A 25,659-nucleotide genomic window follows, 5' to 3' on the forward strand; every position below is an offset into this window, starting at 1 on the left:
TCGGTGCAGAATAACCCATAAACGGTGTTATTTTGTGCCGGTTTCGGCGCCCGCCAGGGGTTTTTAACGGTGCTTTTAATGGTGTTTTAGAGGCCAGTGTATGTTCTTCCGTTTTGGCGCTGTGCTGGTGTTTGTGGTGGTGCTTCTGACGGCTTGGATTTTGGGCGGCTGGGTAGGGTACCGTCAGGTAGAACAGGAGAGCCTGGTGGAATCTTTCCGTTATCGCCAGTTAGTGGCCAATGAGCTGAACCGGTACTTACCCATTCCCGAATTGATGGCCGAACATCCGCTGCTGGCAACTGCGTTGAGCATGCCAGATAACACGGGTGTCATTCTGCAGGCCAACGAGCAAATGCAACGCATGGCCACCATTGTGGGCAGCTCAGATGTATACCTGATGGATATGTCTGGCTTGACCATCGCGGCCAATAATTACCAGCAGGCCGACAGCTTTGTCGGTCGCAACTTCAGTTTTCGACCGTATTTTTACGAAGCGATCAAAAGAAACGGTTCTGCCATTTATTTCGCCTTGGGTTCCACCTCTGGGGTGCGCGGTCTGTACTTTTCCCACCCGGTTCATGACGGACGCGGCCAGATGCTGGGTGTTGTAGCGGTCAAAGTGCTGGTGCATGAACTGGAATCTCAGTGGGTACGACCGGCCTCAAGGCGCGAAGCCGAAATGCTGGTGCTGGACGCCGCCGGAGTGAGTTTTTTGTCCAGTCAGCCCCGTTGGCTTTACCGTGACTTTACCGGCAGCGATGGTCCCGCACCCGGAGAGGCCTCGCGCAGACGCTATCCGGAGCGAGATCTGGAACCGGTGCAGTTGGACTACCTGGATAAGCCCTGGGGCCTGTCGAGCTCGTCCGGCACCGTTCGTATTGGTGAAAATGGCGGAGGTCATGAATACCTCAGCGTTCGCACGCCTTTGCCACGAATGGACTGGACGCTGCAGATAATGGTGAGTACCCAGTCGGTTATCTGGACCCGCTTGGGCTTTTTGCTTGGAGGCATGGCGCTTTACTTTGGGGTGTTGCTGACCTGGCTGTACTTGCGTGAGCGCTATCGCCGCGAGGCCGAGCTGGCCCTGCGCGGCGAACAGCTAGAGTTGAACGTGGCTGAGCGCACCGCGGATCTTGAACGCTCTAACCAGATGTTAGTGGAAGAGATACAGCAGCGTGAGCAAGCTCAGACCGATCTGCGGGAAACCCAGCAAGAGCTGATACAGGCCGCAAAGCTTGCGGTTTTGGGTCAGATGTCTGCGGGCTTGAACCATGAAATGAGCCAGCCGTTGACGGCGATTCAGACTTACGCTCGCAACAGTCGGCGTTTTCTGCAAAAAGGCGCCAGCGATATGGTAGACGCCAACCTGGCAGAGATCGTGCTGCTGTGCGACAAAATGGCTGAGCTGACCCGCCAGTTCAAAGTGTTCGCGCGCAAATCCGAAGGGCCGCCCAGCATTGTCGATTTACGCCCGGCGGTGGACGCCTCTGTGAAGATCATCGCGGCCCAGAAAAACAGCGGCGATATTGACATTCAATGGCTACGGCCGGCACAGCCGACCTGGTGCCATGGTGATCAAATCCGCATCGAGCAGGTACTGGTGAACCTTCTGGCCAACGCCGTGCACGCTTTAGAGGGTTGCTCGCAGCCGGTTATCACCATAGACGTGGCGGAGCATCAGGGCTATTGGCTGTGCCGGGTGCGTGACAATGGCCGTGGCCTGCCGGCCAATACCGAGCAACTGTTCGAACCGTTTTACACCACTAAACCGGTTAAGCAGGGCCTCGGGCTGGGGCTATCCATCTCGCGCCAGATTGTGGATGCGCTTGGCGGCCGTTTGTGCGGCCGCAATCGCAGCGATGGCGATGGCGCGGAATTTGAATTTACACTGAAAAAGCGGGACACCCAGGTATGAGTCAGACTGATGTAATCTTCGTGGATGACGAGCCGGATATACGTAAAGCCATTGCCCAGGCTCTGACCCTGGATGATCTGGCGGTGACCTGTTTTGACAATGCCGCTGATGCGCTGGTGGAAATCGGTCGCGACTATAACGGCGTTGTTCTATGCGATTACAACATGCCAAAAATGGATGGACTGCAGCTGCTCAGCCGCCTGCAGCAGCTTGACGACACCATACCGGTCATCATTCTGACCGGGCAGGGCGATATCAGCACTGCGGTGAGCGCCATGCAGCAGGGCGCCTATGACTTCATCGAAAAGCCGTTTAACCAGGAAGAGCTGGTGGAACTGCTGCGCCACGCGTTGGAAAAGCGCCAGCTGGCATTGGAAAACCGCCGCCTGAAGGCCCAGTTGAAGCAGCTGGCAAAACCCGGCCCGCGAATTCTGGGTGGTTCGGCCACTATGCAAAAGGTGATGGCCACCATTGATCCGATTTTGGACATTTCCGCGAATATTCTGCTGTATGGCGAAACCGGTTCGGGCAAAGACGCATTGGCGCGCTACATTCACGAAAACAGCCGGCGCAGCAGCCATAATTTTGTCGCGATTAATTGCGGTGCGGTGCCGGAAAATCTGATTGAAAGTGAGCTGTTCGGCCACGAAGCGGGGGCCTTTACCGGTGCGGAAAAACGCCGTATTGGTAAAATAGAGCACGCCCACCAGGGCACGCTGTTTCTGGATGAAGTGGAAAGCATGCCCATGCCACTGCAAATTAAACTGCTGCGGGTGCTTGAAGAACAGAAAGTTGAGCGCCTGGGTAGCAACCATGTGCAGCAGGTGGATGTGCGCATTATTGCCGCCACCAAATCCAATCTGAAAACCCTCAGTGACGAGGGCGTGTTTCGTGCAGACTTATACTACCGCCTGAATGTGGTGAAAGTGGATATCCCGCCATTGCGCGAGCGCAAGGAAGACATTCCCACGCTGTTTCACCACTTTGTGTTGATTGCTGCGGCCCGCTACGATCGCGAAAGCATCCCGTTGAACGCGGGCCAGGCAACTAAACTGACGCACCACGACTGGCCCGGCAACGTGCGCGAACTGCGCAATCTGGCCGAGCGTTATGTGTTGCTGGGCCCGGCAGCTTTGGATGAGACCGACACGGCTCAAGATGCCAACGTGAACGGCCGCCGCACACTGGCGGAACTGATGGACGGCTTTGAACGCCTGGCCTTAACCAGTGCTTTGAATGCCTGCCATGGCAGCATTAAAGACACCATGGTTGAACTCGGCATTGCGCGCAAAACCCTGTACGACAAGATGAAAAAACACGGTCTGGACAAAGCCGAGTTCAAAGAGTGAAGGTTTTCACCTTGCCGCTCTGCCGGCTTTTACAGCGAGGCCGCCGAGCGCGCGGCCTGATCGTACAGGCCGGAAATGCCGCGCAAAAAACTAGCCACTTCGCCCAGATCGCTGTTGGCAAATCCCAGCGTTCGCAGTGAATCCACCAGACAGTTTTCACGGATTTCGGCGTAGCGTTTGCACACATCGTCACCTTTTTCAGTCACCGAATAATAGGTTTCTTTACCGCGCCTTTCGGAAGTCACTACGCCGTGTTTAAGCAGTTTTTTCAGGGAGTAGGTGACGGTGTGGCTGTCTTCCACATTTAGCACCAAGCAGATGTCGGCGGATTTTTTTGCGCGATCGCGGTGGTTCACGCTGTGCAGCACCAGCACGTCCAGTTGGCTTAAGTCATGCAGCCCGGCTGCATTCATACAGCGCACCATCCAGCGATCAAAGGCATTGCCGGCCACAATAAGGCCAAACTCCAACTCTGAAAGCTCCACTGCACGGCCAGAGGCCAGGTGGGCAGAGGACACAATGGGCCCAACATTGCGCCGTGCTGTTGCGCTCTCGCTAGAGCCGTTCGCCGAATTTTTTGTTTTCATAACGTGATGTCACCGTTGTTAACAATCATGATTAGTCAGTGCTGTGTTGCCTTATCTGCCCATTTGGCTGGGCAGATACGTGACGATGGCAGGGAACAGCGTTATGAGTACCACTGCGCTCAGAATCAGCAGGAAATAGGGCAAAGCGGCCCAGGCAATGCGCAAAATATTTTCCCCGGTCAGGCCCTGAATCACGAACAGATTGAAGCCAACCGGCGGCGTAATCTGGCTCATTTCCACCACAATCACCAGGTAGATACCAAACCAGAGCGGGTCAATGCCAGCGGCTTGCACCATCGGCAGAATCACCGATGTAGTCAGTACCACTACGGAAATACCATCCAGAAAGCAGCCCAGCAGAATGAAGAACAGGGTCAATGCCAGCAACAGCATATTGGGCGAAAGGTCCAGAGTGTTGATCCAGGTAGCCAGTTCACGAGGGATACCGGTAAAGGCCATTGAGGTGGTCAGAAAGTGGGCACCCATCAGTATAAAAGCAATCATGGACGACGTTTTTACCGTACCCATCAGCCCGCTGATAAAAGTATCACGGCTCATAGAGCCGCCTTTCCACGACAACAGGTGAGCCAGTGCGACGCCAACGGCAGCAGACTCTGTGGGTGAGGCCAGGCCGCCATAGATAGAGCCGATCACACCAATTATCAGCAGCATCACAGGAATTAACGGGCGGCTGCGACGCAGTTTAGCGCGAAAAGACAGGTGTTCGGCTTCGCCCGTCGGAATGCCATCCGGGTTCAGCAGTGACCAAATCATCACATAGCCGCTAAACAGCAGCATCAGCATAATGCCCGGCAGAATGCCTGCCACAAACAAACGCGCAATCGATTGCTCGGTGGCCACACCGTAAACAATCAGAATAATCGAGGGTGGAATTAACAGCCCCAGGGTGGCAGAGCCGGCCAGTGTGCCCAGTATCTGGTTTTTGTTATAGCCGCGGCGGGTCAGTTCCGGTATCGACATTTTGCCGATGGTGGCTGCTGTAGCGGCGGACGATCCTGAAATCGCCGCGAAAATACCACAACCCAAAATGTTGGTGTGCAGTAACTTCCCCGGGACCTTACCCACCCAAGGTGAAATGCCGCTGAACATTTCTTCAGACAATCGAGAGCGGAACAACACCTCACCCATCCAGATAAACATCGGTAATGCGGCCAGTTCCCAAGACACGCTGGCGCTGTAAAAAGCAGTTGACAGGCTGTCACCCACCGGAACGTTGCTGAAGAAATACAGCGAAATACAACCGATGGCCGTTAACGAAAACGCCACCCACAAACCCGCGCCCAGCAATGCCAGCAGCAGCACCAGAAGCAGTAGGCTCATCCAGATCATTTCCACGGGTTTACTCCTGGGGTGCTTCGTCGTGAAGTTGGGTTATACGGCCGCTGAGCAACGACACAAGAGCGTCTAACAGGGCGACCAATAGCCACAAAAGGCCCATGACCATGGCCGTCTGCGGAATCCACAGCGGCACCGGCACCATGCCAATGGACAGATCGCCGAAATCGTAGCTGTCCCACGCCAGCCAGGCACTGTGCCAGACTGCAAAGCCAGTAATGGCAGTGGCGAATAGCAGAGCCAGGATGTCCATAATGCGGTGGGTAGATTGGGGCAAACGCTGTAACAGCAGAGTCACGCGAATGTGCCCGCCCTGCCAGAAGGTGTAGGCCAGGCCAAAAAACGTGGCACCCAGCAGCATAAACGCTGCCAGTTCAGCCAACCCTGGCACGTTTAGTCCCAGAGGGCTAAGGCCCAGCCAGGTTAGTAATTCATCGAGTACCCGGCTGAGTACCTGGGCAACAATCATGACCATGATTAATGTCAGATTGATCGCGGAAAGGGCGCCCCCCAACCGATAGAATGCGTCCAGAGCCCTGCGCATAGTGATGTTCCTCTGTTATGCCTGCACTGCAGGGCCGGCATGAATGAATGCGTGGAGACACGAGACGCCCGTGCTCCACTATGGGCTTGGCATCAACGCTGGTGGTAAGCGTCCAGAAGGGCTTGGCCATCGCTGCCGGCGCGCTCGAGCCATTCTTCGGTCATGGTTTCGCCAATTTTCTGTAGGCGTTCTACCAGCTGCGCAGAGGGCTCCGACACGACAATGCCGTTATCTCGCATGATTTTGATTTTGGCGTCGGTTTCTTCTTTGCTGGCGTCCCATCCGCGCTTCTCAGCCACTGCTGCTGCGTCTTCCAGCGCTTTTTGGGTCGCTTCAGGCAGACTGCGGAAGGCCTTGGCGTTCACCACAACCATGTTCTTCGGCAGCCACAGTTGGGCGTGGTTAAAATGGCTGAGATAATCCCATGCGCGGGTGTTGGCGCCGGTCGACGGCGACGTAATCATGGCGTCAACACGACCGGTGCCAAAAGCGGTGGGAATGTCTGGCACTTCTACCTGGGTGGGGATGGCGCCCAACAAATCGGCCAGCTGCTCGCTGGATTTGTTGTAGGCGCGCATTTTCACACCTTTCAGCTCATCTCCGGTTTCAACTGCGAACTGGGTATAAATGCCTTGTGGTGGCCAGGGCACCGCAAACAGCAGTTTCAAACGCTGACTTTCCAGGCGCTCCGCCAACACGTCTTTGGAGGCCAGCCATAACTTCCAGGCCTGATCGTAATCACTGGCCAGATACGGCACCGAGTCGACCTCAAACAGCGGATCTTCGTTGGCCAGGCGCGACATGATCAACTCACCAATAGGTACCAGCCCGCGGCGCACAGAGTTTTTGATTTCCGGGTGTTTGATCAGCGAGCCACTGCTGTGCACTGTGATGTTCAGTTCGCCGTCAGTGGCGTCGCGCACATCGTCAGCAAACTGACGGATGTTCACGGTGTGGAAGTTGGAATCGCCATAGGGCGTGGGCATGTCCCATTCGGTGGCTTGTGCTCCGCTTACCATAAAGCTGAGCGTGGCGGCTGCCAGGGTGGCACTAACACGCTTCAGGCTGAAGCCTTTTTTAATGGGTAAGTCAACGTTTTGTATAGAGTTTTTCATAGGTTTTGCCTCCCGAAGCTGACGCCGGAGCCGTCAGCAGATGTTGTTGTTGTCAGTGAGTCGTAAAGCGCGGCGAAAAAGCCGCCTTGATGCGCCTCATGAGCTAAAATTAGCTATGGGTTGATGATGTGTCAAACTATTTATCAAAATAATATACGCAAATTCACTTTGTAATGCTGATAATTTATCTATAAATTGTTTGTATGGATGGTGGATAAGGGATAAATTTATTCCCGCGGTTGTCGCTATTTATTACAACTACTAATCGCTACAGCTACAACTCTTAAAGCTACAACTCGTACAGCCACAATTTATAACAACCATCAGCCCGGAGGCTCACATGCTATTAAATTGCGATATCGGTGAAAGCTACGGCGCCTGGACCATGGGTCTGGATGATCAGGTCATGCCGTTTATTGACCAGGCCAACATCGCCTGTGGGTTTCACGCCGGAGACCCGCAGGTAATGTTCAATACCGTGCGCCTGGCGTTGCAACACGGTGTCACCCTAGGGGCCCATCCGGCGTATCCTGATCTTCAGGGGTTTGGTCGCCGGTCTATGGTTTGTTCAGCAGACGAAATTCACACCATGGTGTTGTATCAAGTGGGCGCGTTGGCGCAGATAGCCGCTTCTCAGGGTGGCCAGTTGAGTTATGTAAAACCCCACGGTGCGCTTTATAACGACATGATGCGCGACGAGGTGATATTACGCGCGATTCTCAAAGCGCTGGCGCAATCGCCGCAAACTCTGGCGCTGATGGCGATGACCACAGTGGACAATCAGCGCCTGAAACGGCTATGCGAGGAATATGGCGTAGCGTTGCTGCTGGAGGCCTTCGCCGATCGCGCCTATGACAGCGCCGGGTATCTGGTGTCGCGCAGTCAGCCCGGTGCCGTGCACCACGATTCCAGTATGATTGTGCAGCAGGCACTGGCTTTTGCCCGGGGTCACAGCATTCAGTCCATAGAAGGCAAAGCTTTGAGTCTGGAAGCAGACACGCTGTGTGTACACGGTGATAACCCTGAGTCTGTGGCAGCAGTTCGGTCTATTCGTGATGCGTTGACGGAGCTGGGGTGATGCAGTGGCGCTATGACGTCAGCGGTATAGATACCGTTACCCTGCATTTTGGTCAGCGTATCGATGCAGCTCTGGTTGCCCCGATTCACCGTGCGGCAATCGCTTTAAAAGCAAGCCTGGGCGCGCGACTGCTGGATGCGGCGCCGTCTTACACCACGCTGCTGTTGCGCTATGATTTGTTACAGGACGACCTGGCCAGCCTGATGGGGCAGGTGAGTGAAGTGTTGAACCAGCTGCCCGATGCCAATGGGGAAGTTGATGCTGAATCCGAAATTATTGAAGTTCCGGTGTTTTATCACCCCAGCGTCGGGCCGGATCTAAAGCGCTTGGCGCAGCGTGCAGGTTTCAGCGTGGAAGAGGTTATTCGCCGCCACAGCGAGCGCCTTTACCAAGTATTCGCCATTGGCTTTGCCCCGGGTTTTGCCTATCTGGGCGAGGTGGCCGAAGAGTTAAGTGTGCCCCGGCTTGCCAACCCGCGAGCTAAAGTGCCGGCCGGTACGCTGGGTATCGCCGACACCCAAACCGCACTTTATCCCATAGTGTCGCCTGGCGGCTGGAATCTGATTGGCCGTACTCCTGTGGCCCTGTTTGATCAGTCTCGCGCACAGCCCAGCCTGCTGGAAGCCGGCCAGACAGTGCGCTTCCGCCCGATAGCGCAAGACGAATACCTTGAGCTTGGCGGTCGCCTTGACGATTTGCCTTGGGGCATGGAGCCGGGTTTGGAAATACAGCAAGGCGCGCCTGCTGAAAAGCAGGGGGAAAAGTTGTGACTCACTCCAAGCTCGGTTTGTTGATTGAAAAACCCGGTTTCCTGAGCCTGATCCAAGACGCCGGACGCCGCGGAGTGATGCATCTGGGGCTGGCCACGGGCGGCCCCATGGATCGCCACGCTTGGGCGTGGGCAAACTATCTGTTAGGTAATCGCTTTGGGGCGGTGGCCGTAGAGATCACTTTTGGTCAAGTGGAGTTTGTCAGCCAGCTGAACACCCGTATTGCCATTACCGGAGCAGAGGTGACGGTCACGGTGAACGGAGCCTCGCAGCCGTTGTGGGCCACGCTGTCGCTGAAAGCCGGGGACAGGGTGGCATTGAGTGCGCCCCGTGCCGGGCTTCGTAGTTATCTGGCTGTTGCCGGTGGCTTTAGTATTGCTGCTGGTTTGGGCAACAGTTGCGCTACGCTGCACAGGGAAAAAACTGGGGGCCTGCATCGCGACGGGCAACCGCTAAAAGCCGGCGATCTACTGCCCTGTGATCCCCAATCCCAAAATCCGCCGCTGCAGCGCCAGGTGCCTGCGGGCTGGATACCCGATTACCGCGAGGCGCTCATTCTGGATGTGATTATGGGGGCACAGGTAGAGCGTTTCCCCGCCAGTTCCCTGGAGTGCTTCTTCACCCAGCCTTATACCTTGAGCCAGCAAAGCGATCGCATGGGCGCAAGGTTAAATGGCCCGGCGCTAGAGGTGTTTGGTGAACGCCTGATTTCTGAGGGTATCAGCCTGGGTGCGGTTCAGGTACCGGCCAATGGCTTGCCCATCATTCTGCTGAATGATCGCCAGACCATTGGTGGCTACCCTAAGCTTGGGGCCGTCACGCCCCGCAGCCTGGATGCGCTGGCGCAGCGCCAGCCGGGCAGTCAGTTGCAGTTCCGCCCGGTGGCCCTGTATGAGGCCCAGAGGCGTGAAAAGGCCTTCCTGAATTTTTTTAACAAGCCCCTTTGATGCATTATTAAATGTAAAATCCAGTGGGCCTTTTAGGGCTTTGTGTTACCACATGAGATCGTCAGGGATCTCATAACCGGCGTAAGGGTCATCGTCGCCCAAGTCGTCTTTTGTACGCTCGTGCAGCACAACAACGGCCTGCGCGTCCCGTTCCTGGATTTTGCGTGCTACGCCTTCGGCGACAATCTCGTAATCGCCACCGACGCAGATGATGGCCAGACGGCCGCGGGCCAGCTGGTCAACCATCATGTCGTCCACATACATTTTCTTGATTTTTTTGTCATGAACAAACTGGTAAGACGTTTCTCCATGGCTGCGATTCAGCCGGTTTGTCCCCACTAACTGGCGAATCTGGGCCTGTATGGCTTTTTTCTGGGCTTCGGCCTGGCGTTTCTGGTTCAGTTGACGGTCGCGCTCGGTTTTTTCTTCTCGCGCCTGCTGTACTCGCTGCTCGGCTTCATTTACCTGCACCGCGCCCTTGGGCTGCTGTTTGCGCTGTTTGTGCTTTTCATTACGAATAGCTGTGGCCTTTTTTTTGTCGGCCAGGCCGGCTTTCAGTAACTGGTCCTGCAGGGACGCCATGGGGTAACTCCATTAATTGGTAAGAAACTCTGCTATTATTCCACTAGCCTTAGTATACGCCCTCGCGTTTACCTTCTTAACCAGCAACTGCTGATTCCGGGATTTTCTTGTATGCCTTCCTTTAAAGACCTTGAACTGTCTGCCGCCATGCAGGCCAATCTTGTGCGCCTGGGTTTTACCGAACCCACCGACATTCAGGCGCGGGCCTTGCCCCATTGCCTGGCGGGACAAGACGTTATCGCCTTGGCGCACACCGGCAGCGGCAAAACCGCAGCCTTCGGTATTGGTCTGATTGAACATGTCAAACCCAAGCAGTTCTCGGTACAAAGCTTGGTACTGTGCCCCACTCGGGAGTTGGCTGATCAGGTCGCCAAGGCTTTGCGGGAACTGGCCCGTGCCCGCGACAATATAAAAATACTCACCCTGTGCGGTGGTGTGTCGATTGGCCCTCAGATCGGCTCGCTGGCCCACGGCGCTCATATAGTTGTGGGTACACCAGGGCGGATAGCCGATCATCTGCAAAAAGGCACGCTGAAACTGGATCGGGTGTGCACCGTGGTGCTGGACGAAGCCGACCGCATGTTGGATATGGGGTTTCAGGAAGCTGTGGAAAACATTCTTTCACATGCGCCTGCACAGCGCCAGACTCTGCTGTTTTCAGCCACTTGGCCTGAATCGATTCGCAAACTCAGCGCCGGTTTTCAGCGTGAGCCGGTGGATGTGCGGGCGCAAACCGAGAAGATGAACAGTGATATTGCCGAGGTGTTCTACGAAATTTCTGGCAATCAGCGTACCCGCGCCATCGTGGCTCTGTTGTCGCAGCATCAACCCACATCTTGCCTGGTGTTCTGCGCTATGAAACATCAGTGTGACGAGCTGGCGGCCGAGCTGTCCCAGCAGGGCTTTTCGGCGCTGGCATTGCACGGCGACCTGGAGCAGCGCGACCGCGATAGCGTGCTAGTTCGCTTTGCCAATCAAAGTTGCCAGGTATTGGTGGCTACCGACGTGGCGGCTCGTGGGCTGGATATAAAATCATTGCCATTGGTTGTAAACGCCGAGCCGGCAGGCGATCCGGAAATACACACGCACCGCATCGGTCGCACCGGCCGCGCCGGGGAGCAGGGGTTGGCCGTTACTCTTTGCAGCCCGTCCCAGGGCCACAAAATCAATCGCCTGGAAAGCGAACGCGGTGTATCGGTCACTTGGGGCGATAGCGACCCATTATTGGCCACGGTACCAAAACCGATGAAGCCGCTGATGAAAACTCTGTGCATAGCCTCAGGCCGCAAAGAAAAATTGCGCCCAGGTGATGTGATGGGCGCTCTAACCGGCGATGCAGGGTTGCCAGGAAGCGCCATTGGTAAAATAAATGTGTTTGAATTTCAGTGTTTTGTCGCTGTGGAAAGCCGCCACGCCGGACGTGCGTTGGAACAGTTGGAACGCGGCAAGGTAAAAGGTCGCAAGTTGCGGGCACGATTAGTCTAGATTGGCCTAAGTGTGGGATGTTCGGCGGGGGGAATGGGTGGAAAAATACCCAAAAATACTTGGAAAGTCCGTATAGCCATTTGTATTCTGGTTGCTGATCACTCATTAAACCGGTAAATTACGCAGGATTTTGCACCCCGGTTTCATTGAATAAAGCGCCGAATTTATGGCTTGTCGGTACGAATTCCCGGGGAAAAGTCACTAACCAAGACAGGTAGCTATTCGTTATGAATGAGCTGATGACCCAAGCTATTGATTTGATGATTGCGGGTATGGGTTTTGTATTTGCGTTTCTGATCGTGCTGGTATTCGCAACGCTGATCATGTCTAAGCTGCTGAACCGGTTTACTGCGCCCGAGCCCGCAACTCCAGCCAGAACGTCTCGCGCCAAGCCCAAGGCGCAACCGTCGGTTGATCCCGATATCGCAGAGGCGATCAAACAGGCGGTTGCTCAATTCCGGTCGCGTCACAAAAAGTGACCTGGTAAGCGATTTAAAACCTTTAAACAGAAGGCTGACACGATGACAGACATTAAAAAACCGCTGGGGATTACAGACGTTGTACTGCGTGACGCCCACCAGTCATTGCTGGCCACCCGCATGCGGCTTGACGATATGCTGCCAATCGCCGAGAAACTCGATAAAGTCGGTTTCTGGTCGCTGGAATCCTGGGGTGGGGCCACTTTTGACTCCTGTATCCGTTACCTGGGCGAAGACCCGTGGGAGCGTATTCGTGAATTGAAGAAAGTTATGCCCAACACGCCCCAACAGATGTTGTTGCGTGGCCAGAATCTTCTGGGCTACCGCCACTATGCTGATGACGTGGTAGAGCGATTTGTTGATCGTGCCGCTGAAAATGGCGTGGACGTATTCCGCATTTTTGATGCGATGAATGACCCCCGCAACCTGGCTACGGCCATCAAGGCCGTGCGTAAAACCGGCAAACACGCCCAGGGCACCATTTCCTACACCACTAGCCATATCCACACCATTGATATGTGGGTTGAACTGGCTAAAGAAATCGAAGCCATGGGCGCTCAGTCCATTGCTATTAAAGACATGGCCGGCCTGCTCAAACCCTATGTGGCGTTTGAACTGGTCACCCGCCTGAAAAAAGAGCTGAGCGTACCGATTCATATGCAGTGCCATGCCACCACCGGCATGTCGACCGCGACCGCGCTTAAGGCCGCTGAAGCCGGTATTGATAACGTAGACACCGCAATTTCCTCCATGAGTATGACTTACGGCCATTCGCCGACCGAAGCGGTAGTGGCGATACTGGAAGGTACGGATCGTGATACTGGTTTGGATCTGGTGTTACTGGAAGAAATTGCCGGTTATTTCCGCGAAGTGCGGAAGAAATACGCCAAATTTGAGGGCAGCCTAAGAGGTGTAGACTCCCGCATCCTGATTGCTCAGGTGCCTGGCGGCATGCTGACCAACATGGAAGCTCAGCTTAAAGAGCAGAACGCCGCGGACAAGTTTGATCAGGTGCTGGCCGAAATTCCGAAAGTACGCGAAGACCTGGGTTATATCGCTCTGGTAACGCCGACCTCGCAGATTGTAGGCACTCAGGCGGTACTGAACATACTGACCGGAGAACGCTACAAGTCGATCTCCAAAGAAACCGCCGCAATTCTTAAAGGTGAATACGGTTCTGCGCCTGCGCCGTTCAATAAAGAGCTGCAGGAAAAAGTGCTCGATGGCAAACAAGCTATTACCTGTCGCCCGGCGGATTTACTAGAGCCGGAAATAGACAAACTGACGGACGAGCTGAAAAAGCTGGCGCAAGAGAAGAGCATCAAACTGGCTGACAATGTCATCGACGATGTACTGACCTACGCCCTGTTCCCGCAGATTGGCCTGAAATTTCTTGAAAACCGCAACAATCCGGATGCGTTCGAGCCGATTCCGTCGGCGGATGACGTAGCGCCGGCGAAAAAGGCCTCAGGCCCCGAAACCTATACCGTTGAAGTGAATAGTAAAAAATACGTGGTAGCGGTGTCTGAAGGAGGTGAAATCAGCCAGATTCAGACGGAAGGCGGAGCTGCTTCGGCACCTGCGGCCGCCGCACCGGAACCGGTTGCCGGTGGTGATCCGGTTAATGCGCCTTTGGGCGGTAATATCTTCAAGGTTCTGGTTTCTCCCGGCGATGCCGTGGAAGAAAACGATGTGCTGATCATTCTGGAAGCCATGAAAATGGAAACCGAGATTCGCGCACCGAAAGCCGGTACCGTCGGTGAAGTCTTCATCAAGGTCGGTGATGCCGTCGCTGTTGATGATGAAATGCTGACAATCGCATAAGGGCCAGCATTCCATGGATAAATTAATGACGTTATGGACAGGCAGTGGCCTGTTTAATCTATCAATCGGCCAGTTCTTCATGATCTGTGTCGGTCTTCTTCTGTTATATCTTGCCATTCGTAAAGGTTTTGAGCCTTTGTTGCTGGTTCCGATCGGGTTTGGTGGCATTCTGGCGAATATTCCGGAGGCTGGACTGGCTCTGTCGGCGGCTGAAAATGCTATTCACTTTGCCAATCCAGACGTGCTTGCAGCGCTTGCGGGCGTTCTGGATGTGGGCTATCTGTCAGGGCAGATGGTGACCCCTGAAGTGATTGATACATTCCAACATGCTTACAAAGGCGCGAGCTATGCAACCGTCGGAGAGGCCGGGGTGATTGCTCAGGGTCTCGGTTATAGCAATGGGATGCTTTATAATTTTTACACGGTTTCTATAGCAAGTGGTGCTGCTCCACTGATCATCTTTATGGGTGTTGGTGCAATGACGGATTTTGGTCCGTTATTGGCTAACCCGAAGACGCTGCTTCTTGGCGCAGCTGCCCAGTTCGGTATCTTTGGTACGGTTCTGGGTGCGGCGCTGCTGACCTGGAGTGGTGTTATGGACTTCACCATCTATGAAGCGGCTGCTATCGGTATCATCGGTGGGGCAGACGGTCCGACATCTATCTATGTGTCCAGTATTCTGGCACCGCACCTGCTGGGCGCCATCGCGGTTGCTGCCTACTCCTACATGGCTCTGGTTCCGTTGATTCAGCCACCCATCATGAGGGCTTTAACGACCAAAAAAGAGCGCGCGATCAAGATGTCGCAGCTGCGCCCAGTCAGGAAAAAGGAAAAAATTGTATTTCCGATTGTGGTACTGATCGCCACTGCGCTGTTTCTGCCGGATGCTGCGCCGCTGCTGGGTATGTTCTGCTTCGGTAACTTGATGCGCGAGTGCGGTGTGGTTGAGCGTTTGAGTGACACTTCTCAGAACGCGTTGATCAACATTGTGACCATTTTCCTGGGTCTCTCTGTGGGTTCAAAACTGGGTGCTGACAAGTTCCTGGACCTGCAGACTCTGGGTATTCTATTGCTGGGTATGGCCGCATTCTGTGTGGGTACCGCGTGTGGTGTTCTGATGGCCAAGCTGCTGAACAGGTTCACTAAGGAAGCTATCAACCCGTTGATTGGTTCTGCCGGGGTGTCTGCAGTGCCAATGGCGGCGCGGGTGTCCAACAAGTTGGGCCTGGAAGCCAACCCGCAAAACTTCCTGCTGATGCACGCTATGGGTCCAAACGTGGCTGGTGTTATCGGTTCGGCGGTAGCAGCGGGCGTAATGATCAAGTTGCTTAGCTGATCGGTTTGTTGCTGTTCCGAAACCCCCGCTCGGCCCTAGCTTGGCGGGGGTTTTTCGTTTTTGGCGGTTAACCTGGAAGTACGAGTCTGTATTGACTCGAGTTACCGACTTTCACCACTGGACGTTAATCGATTTAGAAATCGCGGGTTGCTAAAGTCCGTCAATGCCCGTTGAATTTCCTCGGGCGTGTTCATCACAAATGGCCCGTATTGCACTACGGGCTCTTCAATAGGGCAGCCGCTGAGTATTAACATACCTGCGCCTGAGTCGCGGGCCTGCAGTTGCAATGTATTGCCTTTGGCGTAGATGCCCAGTTGCCGCGCGTCGATCAAATCTGTCGCGCCTTGATAGACATACACCAGTGCAGGGTTATCGGCATTGAAACACAATTCAACGGTTTCATTGCCGGCCAGGTGCACATCAACAAATACAGGCTGGGTCGAAATCTCCGGCAGCGGGCCTTGCTGTAATTGTTGATTGATTGTTACGGAACCTGCGATAACGCGAGCCATCCCGCCGTTAGATAGCCGCTGCTCTGAAACCTCCGCGCTAGCAATTTCCTGATAAGCCGCGGGCTTCATTTTTTCAGCGCCAGGCAAATTCAGCCAGATTTGAAAGCCGTGCAACAGCCCGTGCTCCTGCTCAGGCATTTCCGAGTGAAGCACGCCTGCGCCCGCTGTCATCCATTGCACATCACCGGCGCTAATAACGCCTTCGTTGCCCATGTGGTCGCGGTGGCGCATGCGCCCGGCCTTCATGTAAGTAATGGTTTCAAAGCCGCGATGGGGATGCTCAGGAAAGCCGCCAATATAGTCGGCAGCATCGTCAGAGTTGATTTCATCAATCATCAAAAAAGGATTCAGTGCCTGATGCAGGCGCTGACCCGCAAGGCGATGAATTTTGACCCCGTCACCATCCTGGGCAGGGCGAGCTGTTATAACTTGAAGTAATTCTCTCATGGGTTTTCTCCAATCCCTTCCCGGCCATGGGCGGCGGTAAAATCCTGTGCTGGACCCACGGGGATAATTCCCGTGGGGTTAATCATCAAATGGCTCGCATAATAATGCGTCTTGATATGCTCAAAGCTGACGGTGTCAGACACGCCAGGCATCTGGTATAGCTCGCGCACATAACCACTAATGGCTGGATAATCGGCCAGTAACTGACGGTTGGTTTTAAAGTGACCAAAATACACAGCATCGAAACGAATCAAGGTGGTAAACAAACGCCAATCGGCTTCCGTTAACTGGCCACCCGCCAGATAGCGCTGCCGGGCTAGTAAGCTCTCGACCCAGTCTAGCGAATCGAACAGGCTATGGTATGCTTTTTCATAGGCCTCTTGGGTGGTGGCGAAACCGGCTCGATAGACGCCGTTGTTGATGGTGTCGTAGACACGGTCATTCAGGGCGTTGATCCGCTCGTGTAACGTATCAGGGTAGTAATCTGTGGTGTTGCCCGTTAAAGGATTAAACGCCGTATTGAACATACGGATAATCTCTGAGGACTCATTGCTGACAATGGTCTGTGTTTGCTTGTCCCACAAGACCGGCACCGTAACGCGGCCCTCATAGCTGGAATCCGCCTTTAAATACAGTTGGTACAGAAAGTCCAGACCGTAAAGCGGATCTTTCATTTCCCAGCCACTTTTAAGCATCACCGGATCGACCACGGTGACATCAATATAATCCTGCAACTGCTTTATTTGGCGAAAAATCAGTGCGCGGTGTGCCCAAGGGCAGGCCAGTGACACATACAAATGGTAGCGGCCTTTCTCGGCCTTGAAGCCGGGCTCCCCGTTTGGGCCGGCTTTGCCATCGGGTGTCAGCCAGTTTCTGAAGCGACTGTCCTGACGGCGAAACTCACCACCGCTGTTGCCGGTGTCGTACCACTGGTCAACCCATTTACCCTTTTGTAACATGCCCATTATGCGACTCCTGTAAATTAATTGGCCCAAAATGTCGACGTTAGAATGTCATCTGGGCTGCTGTGCGCCTTTGCCACGGCCGCCAAATCAGCCGAATGTTTTTTTAAGTGATTGGGTTATTATAAGGGTTAAAAAATTCGTAATAAGAGCTAATATCTGTTCAGAATATTCTAAATATTAGAACAGTTATTTGGAGGCATAGTGGCAAAGAACCCAATTACAATAGAGGTCCTGGAGACACTGGATGCCATAGACCGGCGTGGAAGTTTCGCGAAAGCGGCTGAAGAGCTAAACAAAGCGACGTCGGCTGTTTCCTATGCGGTGTAAAAGCTGGAAGAGCAACTGGGTATTGCGCTATTCCCGCTGCAAAAAGGCTACCGGGCAATACCCTTGGCCGGTGCCGATCTGGTGCCGATCTGGTGCCGGTTGTTGCTTCCCGCCATGAACTGGCGAGTATAGCGACCAACTCTGACGCTTTGCAGGGGCGGCTGCCGAAAGTTCGGAGAGTAATCACGCATGATACATCTGTCAGTGATATTACCCGAAGCGCAGGTTTAAGCAGCGACGGTAAACATTTCTACGTGCAAAACATAGATCAGAAAGTTGAGGCGATCCGTGCAGGAATAGGCGTCGGCCACTTACCGCGACTACGTATTCAAAATCAACTCAACAATGGCGAGCTTGTAGAGCTGGCGTTAAATAAGGTTTCTGTTTTCGAGTATTATTTAGCGTGGAAAATCAGTCATAAAGGCAAGGGGTTGCAACTGTTAACTCAAAAATTGGCGGCCGTATTTGGTGAAACGTTCATATCAAACTAACGAACAGGGTTTTAGAAAATGCGCCAGTAGCTCGGAAGATTCCGCTTTTAATCACATGCCTATTCCGGAGCGTATCCCACACTGTTTGAGCTTTTAGTGAAAATTTCGCGAACTGACCGGAAGTGCCTTTATCAGGTGGCTAAGGTCAGACAATTTGCCGGCCATGATGTGGACTATATCTCCCTCCCGTTCCAGAACGCCTTTTACGTGCAGCAGCCGTGCGGTGAGCAGGGGCTTGCGTTGCTGGCGGGCGGTGGCCAGCCAGACCACCACGTTGATGTTGCCGGTTTCGTCTTCCAGGGTAACGAAAGTGACACCCGAGGCGGTTCCGGGGCGCTGGCGGCCGGTTACCAGGCCGGCTACCTGCACCGGGCGGCCAGGTTCTATGGTGTTGAGTTCGCTGGCGCTCAGGCAGAAACGCAGATGGCCCTGTTCCCGCAGCAGTGCCAAGGGGTGGCGTTGTAAGGTCAGGCCCTGGCTGCTGTAGTCTGCCGCTATGTTCTGGCCCTCGTTGGGTGCTGGCAGTTGCTCGCAGGTGGGTTCGGGCGCGCGATTGTCTTCGCCCACAAATAACTCAGCCGGTTGTTCGTGGCCCAGCAACTGCCAATAAGCCTGGTGGCGGTTGCTGGTAAAACCGGGCATGGCGTTGGCACCGGCCAGCAGTTCCATATCGCGCTGGCTCAGGCCGGTCAACTGTCGTAGCTGGCCGGAAGACGTGTAGCCGGTTTCTGGCCTCTTGGCCGGAACGGCCGTGCCAGCTTGCTGTGACAGACCGCGAATTTGGCACAGGCCCAGGCGTAGTGACAGGGGATTGTCTGCCCGGGCTTTCGGAGCCTGGGTTTGCAAGGTTTGAGGCTGTGTGGTTTGCAACTGAAGAGTATGGTCCCACTGGCTGTGGTTCACATCCAATGGCTGTATATCCACCTCGTGGCGGCGGGCATCCTGCACCAGTTGAGACGCCGAATAAAACCCCATGGGCTGGCTGTTAAGCAAAGCGCAATAAAATGCCGCCGGGTAATGGCACTTTATCCAGGCTGATACATACACCAATAAGGCAAAGCTGGCGGCGTGTGATTCGGGGAAGCCGTAACCGCCAAAGCCGCAGATTTGCTGGTACAGGCGCTCGGCGAAATCGTCGGTGTGACCACGTTCTTTCATGCCGCTCAGCAATTTATCGCGAAATGGAGTCAGATCGCCGTGGGATTTCCACGCAGCCATGGCTCGGCGCAGCTGGTCGGCCTCGCCGCCGCTGAAGCCGGCGGCGACCATGGCCAGTTTGATAACCTGCTCCTGGAATATGGGTACACCCAGAGTGCGCTCCAGCACGCGCTGTATGGCCTGGTTGGGGTAATTTACAGGCTCCAAACCATGCCTGCGCTTCAGGTAAGGGTGCACCATATCGCCTTGAATCGGCCCCGGGCGCACAATGGCTACCTGCACCACCAGGTCATAATAGGTGGCGGGCTTCAGCCGCGGCAGCATGTTGATCTGGGCCCTGGATTCCACCTGGAATACGCCAACGCTGTCGCCTGTTTGCAACATGGCGTAAGTGTCCGGATCTTCCTGGGGAATGTCCTGCATGTGAAAAGGCCGCCCTAACTGGGCGCTGATCATTTCCAGGGCTTTGCGAATGGCCGTAAGAATGCCCAGCGCCAGCACGTCTACCTTCATTAGCCCCAGGCTTTCCAGGTCGTCTTTGTCCCACTGAATCACCGTTCGATCGGCCATGGCGGCGTTTTCTATGGGCACCAGTTCCGCTAGGGGCCCGGCGCTGATGACAAAGCCGCCGACATGTTGTGACAGGTGGCGTGGAAAACCCAGCAGAGTGTTCACCAAGGTGAAAAACTGGTCAGCGACGTTTGGATTACGGGTCAGGTTTTTATCGAGTATCTGCTGGCGCCAGGGCGTGGCTTTGTCGCGCCAGTCTATGCCGTCAAGCAGCTGTTCTACCAGCAATGGGTCAAACCCCATGGCTTTGCCTACGTCGCGGATGGTGCTGCGCGGGCGGTAACGGATAACGGTGGCGGCTATGGCTGCGCGGTCGCGGCTGTAGCGCTGATAAATGTATTGAATCACTTCTTCGCGCCGCTGGTGTTCAAAGTCGACGTCTATATCCGGCGGCTCGTTGCGGTCTTTGGAAATAAAACGCTCAAACAGCAGGTCGACTTTTGCCGGGTTCACTTCGGTAATGCCCAGACAATAGCACACCGCAGAGTTAGCCGCTGAACCACGGCCTTGGCACAGAATGCCGCGGCCGCGGGCAAATGCGACTATGTCCTCAATGGTCAGAAAATAGTGCTCGTACTGCATCTCTGAAATCAGCCCCAGCTCTTTGTGAATCAGTGCCTGTACCTGCAGCGGCGTACCCTCTGGGTAGCGCCGGCGTTCGCCTTCGCGGGTCAATTGCAGCAAATAACCGGCGGCGCTGGTGCCGGCTGGTACCAGATCGGGCGGGTACTCATAGCGCAGGCTGCCGGGTTCAAACGTGCATTGCCGGGCGATCACCTGAGTTTGCTGCAGCCAAGCGGCGGGAAACAGGCGCTGTAATACCGCAACGGGGCGCAGGTAACGCTCACCGTTTTGAAACAGGCAATGGCCGGCATTCTCCAGATTGGTGTGGTTGCGCAGGGCAGTGAGCACATCTTGCAGGGGCTGACGTTTACGGCAATGCATGTGCACGTCGCCACTGGCGGTAATGGGGCAGCGTAACTCCCCGGCCAGCCAGCGTATGCGGGCCAGCTGTTGTTCTTCACCGGATTCCAGAGTGCGTGAGGCTGCTAGCCACAGCCGCCGGTCAAACAATCGCAGCAGCCATTCACCCGCCGCTAGCGCTTGCTGGTTGTCGGCGCTGGCCAATGTTGGCGGTAACCATAAACACAGGCAGTCGTCCAGCGCGTGTACTTCCAGGTCACGGTAATACAGCTGGTACTGGCCTTTTTCCGCACGCCGCCGGGCGCTGGTGATCAGCTGGCACAGTTGGCCATAGCCTTTGCGGGTACGCGCCAGCATTATGAAACGGGGCGTGCAGGCCCCAGGCGGTGCGTCGCTCAATTCAAACCAGCTGCCGGTAATGAGTTTTACCGAGCTGTTTTTAAGCGCCGCCCAGGCGCGGGGAATGCCAGCCACCGAGCAGGCATCGGTAATGGCCAGAGCGCTATAACCCAGCCCTGCGGCTTGTTCTGCCAGCTCATGGGGATGCGAGGCGCCGGTCAGAAAACTGAAGTTGCTGAAGCAGTGCAGCTCGGCGTAGCTTTCATGGCTTTTACCACTTATATAGCTTTCAGACTGCATCAGCCAAACCACCCGTGTATATGCCAGCCCTGACTGGCATCCCGAAACACCCAAGCCAGTTGGCCACTGGGTAATTGGGCGATGTAATAATCCCGTTGTACCCTTTGGCCATCCCACCAGCCGCCACTGATGCGTTCCGGGCCGGCAAACCAGGCCTGCGGCTTGGTGTGTAAAGGTTGAGGCTTACGCATTAGCCACAGCGGGCGGCAAGGTAACGGATTCTCCGCGGCGTTGGCTTTGCGCTGTTTGCGTTGTACATCGGCACTGGCCCAGGCCTGCTCAGGGCGGTGATCAGCGTGTGGCACCAGTTGTTGCAACGCGCCGTCGCCCAGCCGGGCCTGCAGGCGGCTGATCAGCGTGTGCCAGGCTTCGTTCATATCTGGGGTTTCACCCAACAAATCCTGTCCGCTGGCGGCTTCACGCCCAATAAAGCGTTTTACTAGCAATACCAGTGACACCACCGGAGCTTGCAGAGGCTGTTGTTCAAAGCGTAAGCGAATCAAATTCAGAAAAGCCTCGGCCCGATGCTCCGGGCCGGACGTGCGTATGTGCAGGCGGGTGGGTTCTGTGTAGCGATAGCACAACAACACATTCAGACTGTCGGTTTCCTGCTGGCGCCAGCACAGGTCTTCTTCCAGCTCAATCAATATGCGTTGTAGTGGAAATAGCAGTCCCTGGGAATGTTCGATGTCTTCGGCAAAATCCGCTTGCTGGCGAAATCGGTGCGGAGGCTGCCAAGGCATTTGTGGGTCTGGTCTTGTACCTTGTATTTTTTGGCTATGAGCCAGAATTTTCGGGCCCAGCCGCCGCGCTAGTTCGGCTGCGGGCAGCGCGAACAGGTCGCTTAAGGTGTTCAGGCCTAACCGCTGCAGGCGGGTGCAGGCCTGGGCGTCAAACTCTGCTGCCGACAGTAGCAGCTGATCCAGCAGACGCTGCATGTGGCCCTGGTCGGCGCTGCATTCACCTTTGCCGGTACGGGCAATCAGCCTTGCTGCCAGCGGGGTGTGACCAATGCCCAGCCAGGCCGTCAGGTGGCGTTCGTTCAAGCCTTGCTCTATGGTTTCCCACACCGCCGGCAAACCACCGTACAGCTTTTGTAGACTGCCGATTTCAGCCAGCAGGCCATCTGGCGGCACCAGGGTAATGTGTGCGACACAGCGGTACAGCCAGCGGGCTTGGTCCTGCAACACCCGGGCTTCTTGCTGCGGATCGGTGCGAACCATCGCCAGATCTGCCACCAGGCTAAGCGCGGTTTTCAGCCGCATGCCGGGCTGCACGCCTTGGCTGCTGGCCTGAGCGCAAGCCTGAAGCACCTTCTGGCCAGATGCGTCCACAATCACCAGCGCTGCGTCCTGCTGGCGGGAGCGGCGGAGATGATCCAGCAGTAATTGAGGAAAATGCAGGTGTAACCACAGCATAAAGGGCTACCGGGCCGGCCTGGGCCAGGGGCCCTTAGCCACGCGGCTGGTTTCGGCCGCAGCCAGGCCGGCCCGATGCGGCAACGGCAGTTCGCAGTGCTGGCCAGGCCAGCTGCCGCGGCGTTTGAGTATCTGCACGTGCAGGCATTGATTAGCGTCTGGCTGCAACTCAAGGCGCAGAGCCGCCGGTGAATTTTGCGCCGCATGGCAGCGTTCGCGAAACAATACGCACACGTTACTGCCAGCTTCAGCGGCCAGCTGTAAGCGCCGTACATCCCGCAACGCCAGCTTGCCGGGCCAGGCCATAACCAGCCCGGTGACCGGTGAGCGCAGGCAGTTTTCCAGGGTCCATAAAAAATCGCCGCTGTCCTGGGTGTGAATGACCACCACCTGGTCAAGGTCAACACCTTCACGCACCAGCGCCGGGGCATAAGGAATGTGCGGTGGGTTCAGCCAGAATACGGTTTTTCCGCTATGGGTCAGGCGTTGCATCAATGGCAGCAGCAAATGCAGCTCGCCAATACCGGGTGTGTCCAGCAGGCATTCACTGAGTGCTCCCCGCGGCCAGCCCAGCCCGCCCAGCTGGTTATCCAGCGCTTGGTAACCAGTAGATTCAGCCGGTTGACTGGTGTGAACAGGCTGATGGCCCTGCCAGACACGGGCGCTTTGCTTTAAGGCGGATAGAAGTTCATTCATGGCTAAATCTCGAAGTACTGTTTAAATATACAGTATTCCGAACAGGGCTAGATTTCAACCGCCAGGATTAACAATTTGAATGACAGGGTCACCGTTTACAGTGGTAGTCTTGGCATAAAATGAAAACTGGGAAAGCCATTTTATGGCAGTGATTGCAGGTGTCGACCTTGCCTGGCAGGGCAATCGCAACCCCACGGCTATTGCGGTAGGGTACGTTGCCGACGGCGCTATAGCAGTGACCGGCGTGCTTGAAAACCTTCACGGTTTTGACGCCGTTGCCAGTGCCCTGGATTCTATCGACGGTCTTCACGGTGTGGCGGTAGACGGCCCACTCATCATTCGTAACCCGAGCGGACAGCGGCCCTGTGAACGCGGCATCGGGGTGGCTTATGCTGCGCGAAAGGCATCCTGCCACGCCTGCAATCTGACTCTGTTCCCCGCGTCTAACGGCGTGTTGCTGGGTGATCATTTGCACACAGCCGGCTTTGGCCATCTGGCTGCGCCCGGGCAAAAGTGGCAGCTGGAGTGTTATCCCCACCCCGCGCTGATCGAAATATTTCAGCTTCCTGAGCGTCTGTTTTATAAAAAAGGCCAGGTAACGGATAAGCGTCAGGGCCAGGCCCGGCTTGCCAGTTTGCTGCTCAGCCTGGCGCAGTCCCAAAGAATGGCGTTGACCATAGGCTCGTTATTTTTACCCTATCTGGATGCGCAACGTATTCAATCTTTGCGTGGCGCAGCTCTGAAGCATAACGAAGACGTACTGGATGCGATTGTTTGCCTGTATATTGCGGCTTTGTACCAGGCTGGGAACAGTGAACGAGTGTTCGGCTGCACGGAACAGGGCTATATCTACGTGCCCCAGGGCGCGTGCTGAATAAGGAGGCTTTATGACCGAACTGACCGAAACCATGATCGAATGCCCCTACTGCGGTGAGTCTATCGAGGTGCTGATCAACCCTGAAGATGCGCAGCAATCATATATTGAAGACTGTCAGGTGTGCTGCAAGCCGATCACCTTCGTTGTGACAGAGGCAAATAACGGTGACTTGTCGGTGGCCGTGTACAGTGAAAACGACACTTATTGAATGCGATGGAAGTAACAGATAGACGGCCTCTAGCCCTTGGCCAGCATTCCCTCACGCCAGCGATCCCAAGGGGGAAGGGGGCCTAGTGATTCGAACAGATAGTTGAGGAAAACGCGAACCTTGTGTGAGCGAAGGCGTCGTTCGGTGGTCAGCACGTGGATGTCGCGGCGCCCCGGGTTAACCTCACAGCGCCAGAAATCGAGCAGAGCGACCAGCGCGCCGGATTTGAGTTCGCCGGCAATCAGCCAGGTCGGGAACATCACCAGTCCCTGACCCAGTAGAGCGGCCTGAACCAGGCTGACGGCGTCGTCGCTGTAGAGATTGCCGGTAACATCGAAAGGCGTGGCGCTGGCCTGATTCGGAGCCTGAAAGAACCAGCGTTGTCGGCCCATTTCGCCCTGATAAAGTAGGCAGTTATGGTCGATGAGTGACTCTGGCGATTCGGGCTCGCCATGCGCCTGAAGATAACTCGGCGCAGCGGCGATTACGTAGTTCATCGGCGCCAGACGGCGTGCCACCAGCGACGAATCTGAGAGCTCACCCACGCGGAAGGTGACATCATGCCCTTCACGAACCGGGTCAACCACTCGGTCGTTAAGCTGCAGTTCAGCCTTGAGCGAGGGGTACCGACACTGAAAACGGTGCAACAGTGGCACGACCTGCCGCTGACCGAAAGCCACAGGTGCGTTGATGCGCAGTGTGCCGCTGAGCTCAGCGTCTGAATGCATCAGTGCGTCCGTGGCGAAGTCGAGCCGCTCCAGAATATCGCGCACTTCTTCGTAGTAGCGCAAACCCGCTTCTGTGAGCGTCACTGCACGGGTATGCCGGTAGAACAGTGGCTGGCCCACGGCCTCCTCCAGTCCCCGAATTTGCCGGGAAATAGAGGACACAGCGCGATGGAAATGACGGGCGGTCGTCGTAAAACTCCCAGTGGCAGCGACCCGTTCAAAGACGCGTAGGGCATTGAGATCCATCTGGTTGAAACCCCTTGAGTTGCGTTGTGCGCAATAAAGATTTGCGTTGTTTTCGATTGTAGCAATGAACGACCGCTAACAGAATG

24 protein-coding genes are annotated in these 25,659 nt (G+C 55.4%); 13 read left to right on the forward strand and 11 right to left on the reverse strand.

What is annotated here, in order from left to right:
• Window positions 1-100: 100 nt before the first annotated feature.
• Both MIH19_RS08335 and MIH19_RS08340 read left to right on the forward strand, forming a co-directional pair.
• Window positions 101-1,915, forward strand: coding sequence for an ATP-binding protein (locus MIH19_RS08335; protein WP_249008418.1), 1,815 nt, complete (start codon window positions 101-103; stop codon window positions 1,913-1,915).
• Window positions 1,912-3,264 carry a sigma-54 dependent transcriptional regulator gene (locus MIH19_RS08340; protein WP_249008419.1) on the forward strand — a complete coding sequence of 451 codons (1,353 nt, stop codon included), beginning with the start codon at window positions 1,912-1,914 and terminating at the stop codon, window positions 3,262-3,264. Before MIH19_RS08335 ends, MIH19_RS08340 begins: the two co-directional genes overlap by 4 nt.
• A gap of 29 nt (window positions 3,265-3,293) precedes the next feature.
• Here MIH19_RS08340 and MIH19_RS08345 read toward each other — a convergent pair whose 3' ends face one another.
• The 4 genes from MIH19_RS08345 to MIH19_RS08360 form a co-directional block, all read right to left on the reverse strand.
• Window positions 3,294-3,851, reverse strand: coding sequence for a winged helix DNA-binding protein (locus MIH19_RS08345; protein WP_249008420.1), 558 nt, complete (start codon window positions 3,849-3,851; stop codon window positions 3,294-3,296).
• Between the two features lie 51 nt (window positions 3,852-3,902).
• Window positions 3,903-5,207: a TRAP transporter large permease subunit gene (locus MIH19_RS08350; protein ID WP_249008421.1), complete on the reverse strand. Its 1,305-nt coding sequence runs from the start codon at window positions 5,205-5,207 to the stop codon at window positions 3,903-3,905.
• A gap of 4 nt (window positions 5,208-5,211) precedes the next feature.
• Window positions 5,212-5,751, reverse strand: a complete 540-nt coding sequence (locus MIH19_RS08355) for a TRAP transporter small permease (protein WP_249008422.1) — start codon at window positions 5,749-5,751, stop codon at window positions 5,212-5,214.
• Window positions 5,752-5,843: 92 nt separating this feature from the next.
• Window positions 5,844-6,866 carry a TRAP transporter substrate-binding protein gene (locus MIH19_RS08360; RefSeq protein WP_249008423.1) on the reverse strand — a complete coding sequence of 341 codons (1,023 nt, stop codon included), beginning with the start codon at window positions 6,864-6,866 and terminating at the stop codon, window positions 5,844-5,846.
• 340 nt (window positions 6,867-7,206) lie between these two features.
• Between MIH19_RS08360 and MIH19_RS08365 the strand changes: the two genes are divergently transcribed.
• The 3 genes from MIH19_RS08365 to MIH19_RS08375 are packed head-to-tail and all read left to right on the forward strand — an operon-like array spanning window position 7,207 to window position 9,661.
• Entirely contained in the window at window positions 7,207-7,944 is a 738-nt protein-coding gene (locus MIH19_RS08365; RefSeq protein WP_249008424.1) for a 5-oxoprolinase subunit PxpA, read from the forward strand.
• Entirely contained in the window at window positions 7,944-8,714 is a 771-nt protein-coding gene (gene pxpB, locus MIH19_RS08370) for a 5-oxoprolinase subunit PxpB (protein ID WP_249008425.1), read from the forward strand. Before MIH19_RS08365 ends, pxpB begins: the two co-directional genes overlap by 1 nt.
• On the forward strand, window positions 8,711-9,661 hold the full coding sequence (locus MIH19_RS08375; RefSeq protein WP_249008426.1) for a biotin-dependent carboxyltransferase family protein: 951 nt from the start codon (window positions 8,711-8,713) through the stop codon (window positions 9,659-9,661). The genes pxpB and MIH19_RS08375 overlap by 4 nt, the downstream gene beginning before the upstream one ends.
• A gap of 45 nt (window positions 9,662-9,706) precedes the next feature.
• Here MIH19_RS08375 and MIH19_RS08380 read toward each other — a convergent pair whose 3' ends face one another.
• On the reverse strand, window positions 9,707-10,243 hold the full coding sequence (locus MIH19_RS08380; RefSeq protein WP_249008427.1) for a DUF2058 domain-containing protein: 537 nt from the start codon (window positions 10,241-10,243) through the stop codon (window positions 9,707-9,709).
• A 111-nt stretch (window positions 10,244-10,354) separates the two neighbouring features.
• On the opposite strand from MIH19_RS08380, the gene dbpA reads away from it, so the two are divergent.
• From dbpA to MIH19_RS08400, 4 genes are all read left to right on the forward strand, one after another.
• Window positions 10,355-11,728 carry an ATP-dependent RNA helicase DbpA gene (gene dbpA / locus MIH19_RS08385; RefSeq protein ID WP_249008428.1) on the forward strand — a complete coding sequence of 458 codons (1,374 nt, stop codon included), beginning with the start codon at window positions 10,355-10,357 and terminating at the stop codon, window positions 11,726-11,728.
• A gap of 227 nt (window positions 11,729-11,955) precedes the next feature.
• The gene (locus MIH19_RS08390) at window positions 11,956-12,207 is read left to right on the forward strand and encodes an OadG family protein (RefSeq protein WP_249008429.1); all 252 of its coding nucleotides are present in this window, start codon (window positions 11,956-11,958) and stop codon (window positions 12,205-12,207) included.
• Between the two features lie 42 nt (window positions 12,208-12,249).
• On the forward strand, window positions 12,250-14,031 hold the full coding sequence (oadA, locus tag MIH19_RS08395; protein WP_249008430.1) for a sodium-extruding oxaloacetate decarboxylase subunit alpha: 1,782 nt from the start codon (window positions 12,250-12,252) through the stop codon (window positions 14,029-14,031).
• Between the two features lie 25 nt (window positions 14,032-14,056).
• Window positions 14,057-15,367, forward strand: coding sequence for a sodium ion-translocating decarboxylase subunit beta (locus MIH19_RS08400; protein WP_249008431.1), 1,311 nt, complete (start codon window positions 14,057-14,059; stop codon window positions 15,365-15,367).
• A gap of 101 nt (window positions 15,368-15,468) precedes the next feature.
• On the opposite strand, the gene MIH19_RS08405 is transcribed toward MIH19_RS08400, so the two are convergent.
• Both MIH19_RS08405 and MIH19_RS08410 read right to left on the reverse strand, forming a co-directional pair.
• Window positions 15,469-16,326 (reverse strand): pirin family protein, encoded by an 858-nt coding sequence (locus MIH19_RS08405; protein ID WP_249008432.1) that lies wholly within the window; start codon window positions 16,324-16,326, stop codon window positions 15,469-15,471.
• Entirely contained in the window at window positions 16,323-17,291 is a 969-nt protein-coding gene (locus MIH19_RS08410; protein ID WP_249008433.1) for a glutathione S-transferase family protein, read from the reverse strand. Before MIH19_RS08410 ends, MIH19_RS08405 begins: the two co-directional genes overlap by 4 nt.
• 201 nt (window positions 17,292-17,492) lie before the next feature.
• Between MIH19_RS08410 and MIH19_RS08415 the strand changes: the two genes are divergently transcribed.
• Both MIH19_RS08415 and MIH19_RS08420 read left to right on the forward strand, forming a co-directional pair.
• On the forward strand, window positions 17,493-17,618 hold the full coding sequence (locus MIH19_RS08415; RefSeq protein ID WP_249008434.1) for a LysR family transcriptional regulator: 126 nt from the start codon (window positions 17,493-17,495) through the stop codon (window positions 17,616-17,618).
• Between the two features lie 92 nt (window positions 17,619-17,710).
• Window positions 17,711-18,109: a LysR substrate-binding domain-containing protein gene (locus tag MIH19_RS08420; protein ID WP_249008435.1), complete on the forward strand. Its 399-nt coding sequence runs from the start codon at window positions 17,711-17,713 to the stop codon at window positions 18,107-18,109.
• A gap of 93 nt (window positions 18,110-18,202) precedes the next feature.
• Here MIH19_RS08420 and MIH19_RS08425 read toward each other — a convergent pair whose 3' ends face one another.
• From MIH19_RS08425 to imuA, 3 genes are read right to left on the reverse strand one after another with little or no spacing between them, the layout of a single operon-like run.
• The gene (locus tag MIH19_RS08425) at window positions 18,203-21,400 is read right to left on the reverse strand and encodes an error-prone DNA polymerase (RefSeq protein ID WP_249008436.1); all 3,198 of its coding nucleotides are present in this window, start codon (window positions 21,398-21,400) and stop codon (window positions 18,203-18,205) included.
• Window positions 21,400-22,818 (reverse strand): DNA polymerase Y family protein, encoded by a 1,419-nt coding sequence (locus MIH19_RS08430; protein ID WP_249008437.1) that lies wholly within the window; start codon window positions 22,816-22,818, stop codon window positions 21,400-21,402. Before MIH19_RS08430 ends, MIH19_RS08425 begins: the two co-directional genes overlap by 1 nt.
• 6 nt (window positions 22,819-22,824) lie before the next feature.
• Window positions 22,825-23,514 carry a translesion DNA synthesis-associated protein ImuA gene (imuA, locus tag MIH19_RS08435; protein WP_249008438.1) on the reverse strand — a complete coding sequence of 230 codons (690 nt, stop codon included), beginning with the start codon at window positions 23,512-23,514 and terminating at the stop codon, window positions 22,825-22,827.
• 142 nt (window positions 23,515-23,656) lie between these two features.
• Between imuA and MIH19_RS08440 the strand changes: the two genes are divergently transcribed.
• Window positions 23,657-24,388: a DUF429 domain-containing protein gene (locus MIH19_RS08440; RefSeq protein ID WP_249008439.1), complete on the forward strand. Its 732-nt coding sequence runs from the start codon at window positions 23,657-23,659 to the stop codon at window positions 24,386-24,388.
• A gap of 13 nt (window positions 24,389-24,401) precedes the next feature.
• Window positions 24,402-24,599 carry a CPXCG motif-containing cysteine-rich protein gene (locus MIH19_RS08445; protein WP_249008440.1) on the forward strand — a complete coding sequence of 66 codons (198 nt, stop codon included), beginning with the start codon at window positions 24,402-24,404 and terminating at the stop codon, window positions 24,597-24,599.
• Window positions 24,600-24,628: 29 nt separating this feature from the next.
• Here MIH19_RS08445 and MIH19_RS08450 read toward each other — a convergent pair whose 3' ends face one another.
• Window positions 24,629-25,573: a LysR family transcriptional regulator gene (locus tag MIH19_RS08450; RefSeq protein ID WP_249008441.1), complete on the reverse strand. Its 945-nt coding sequence runs from the start codon at window positions 25,571-25,573 to the stop codon at window positions 24,629-24,631.
• Between the last annotated feature and the right edge of the window lie 86 nt (window positions 25,574-25,659).

The organism is Marinobacter sp. M1C, assembly GCF_023314135.1.
Lineage (GTDB): Bacteria > Pseudomonadota > Gammaproteobacteria > Pseudomonadales > Oleiphilaceae > Marinobacter.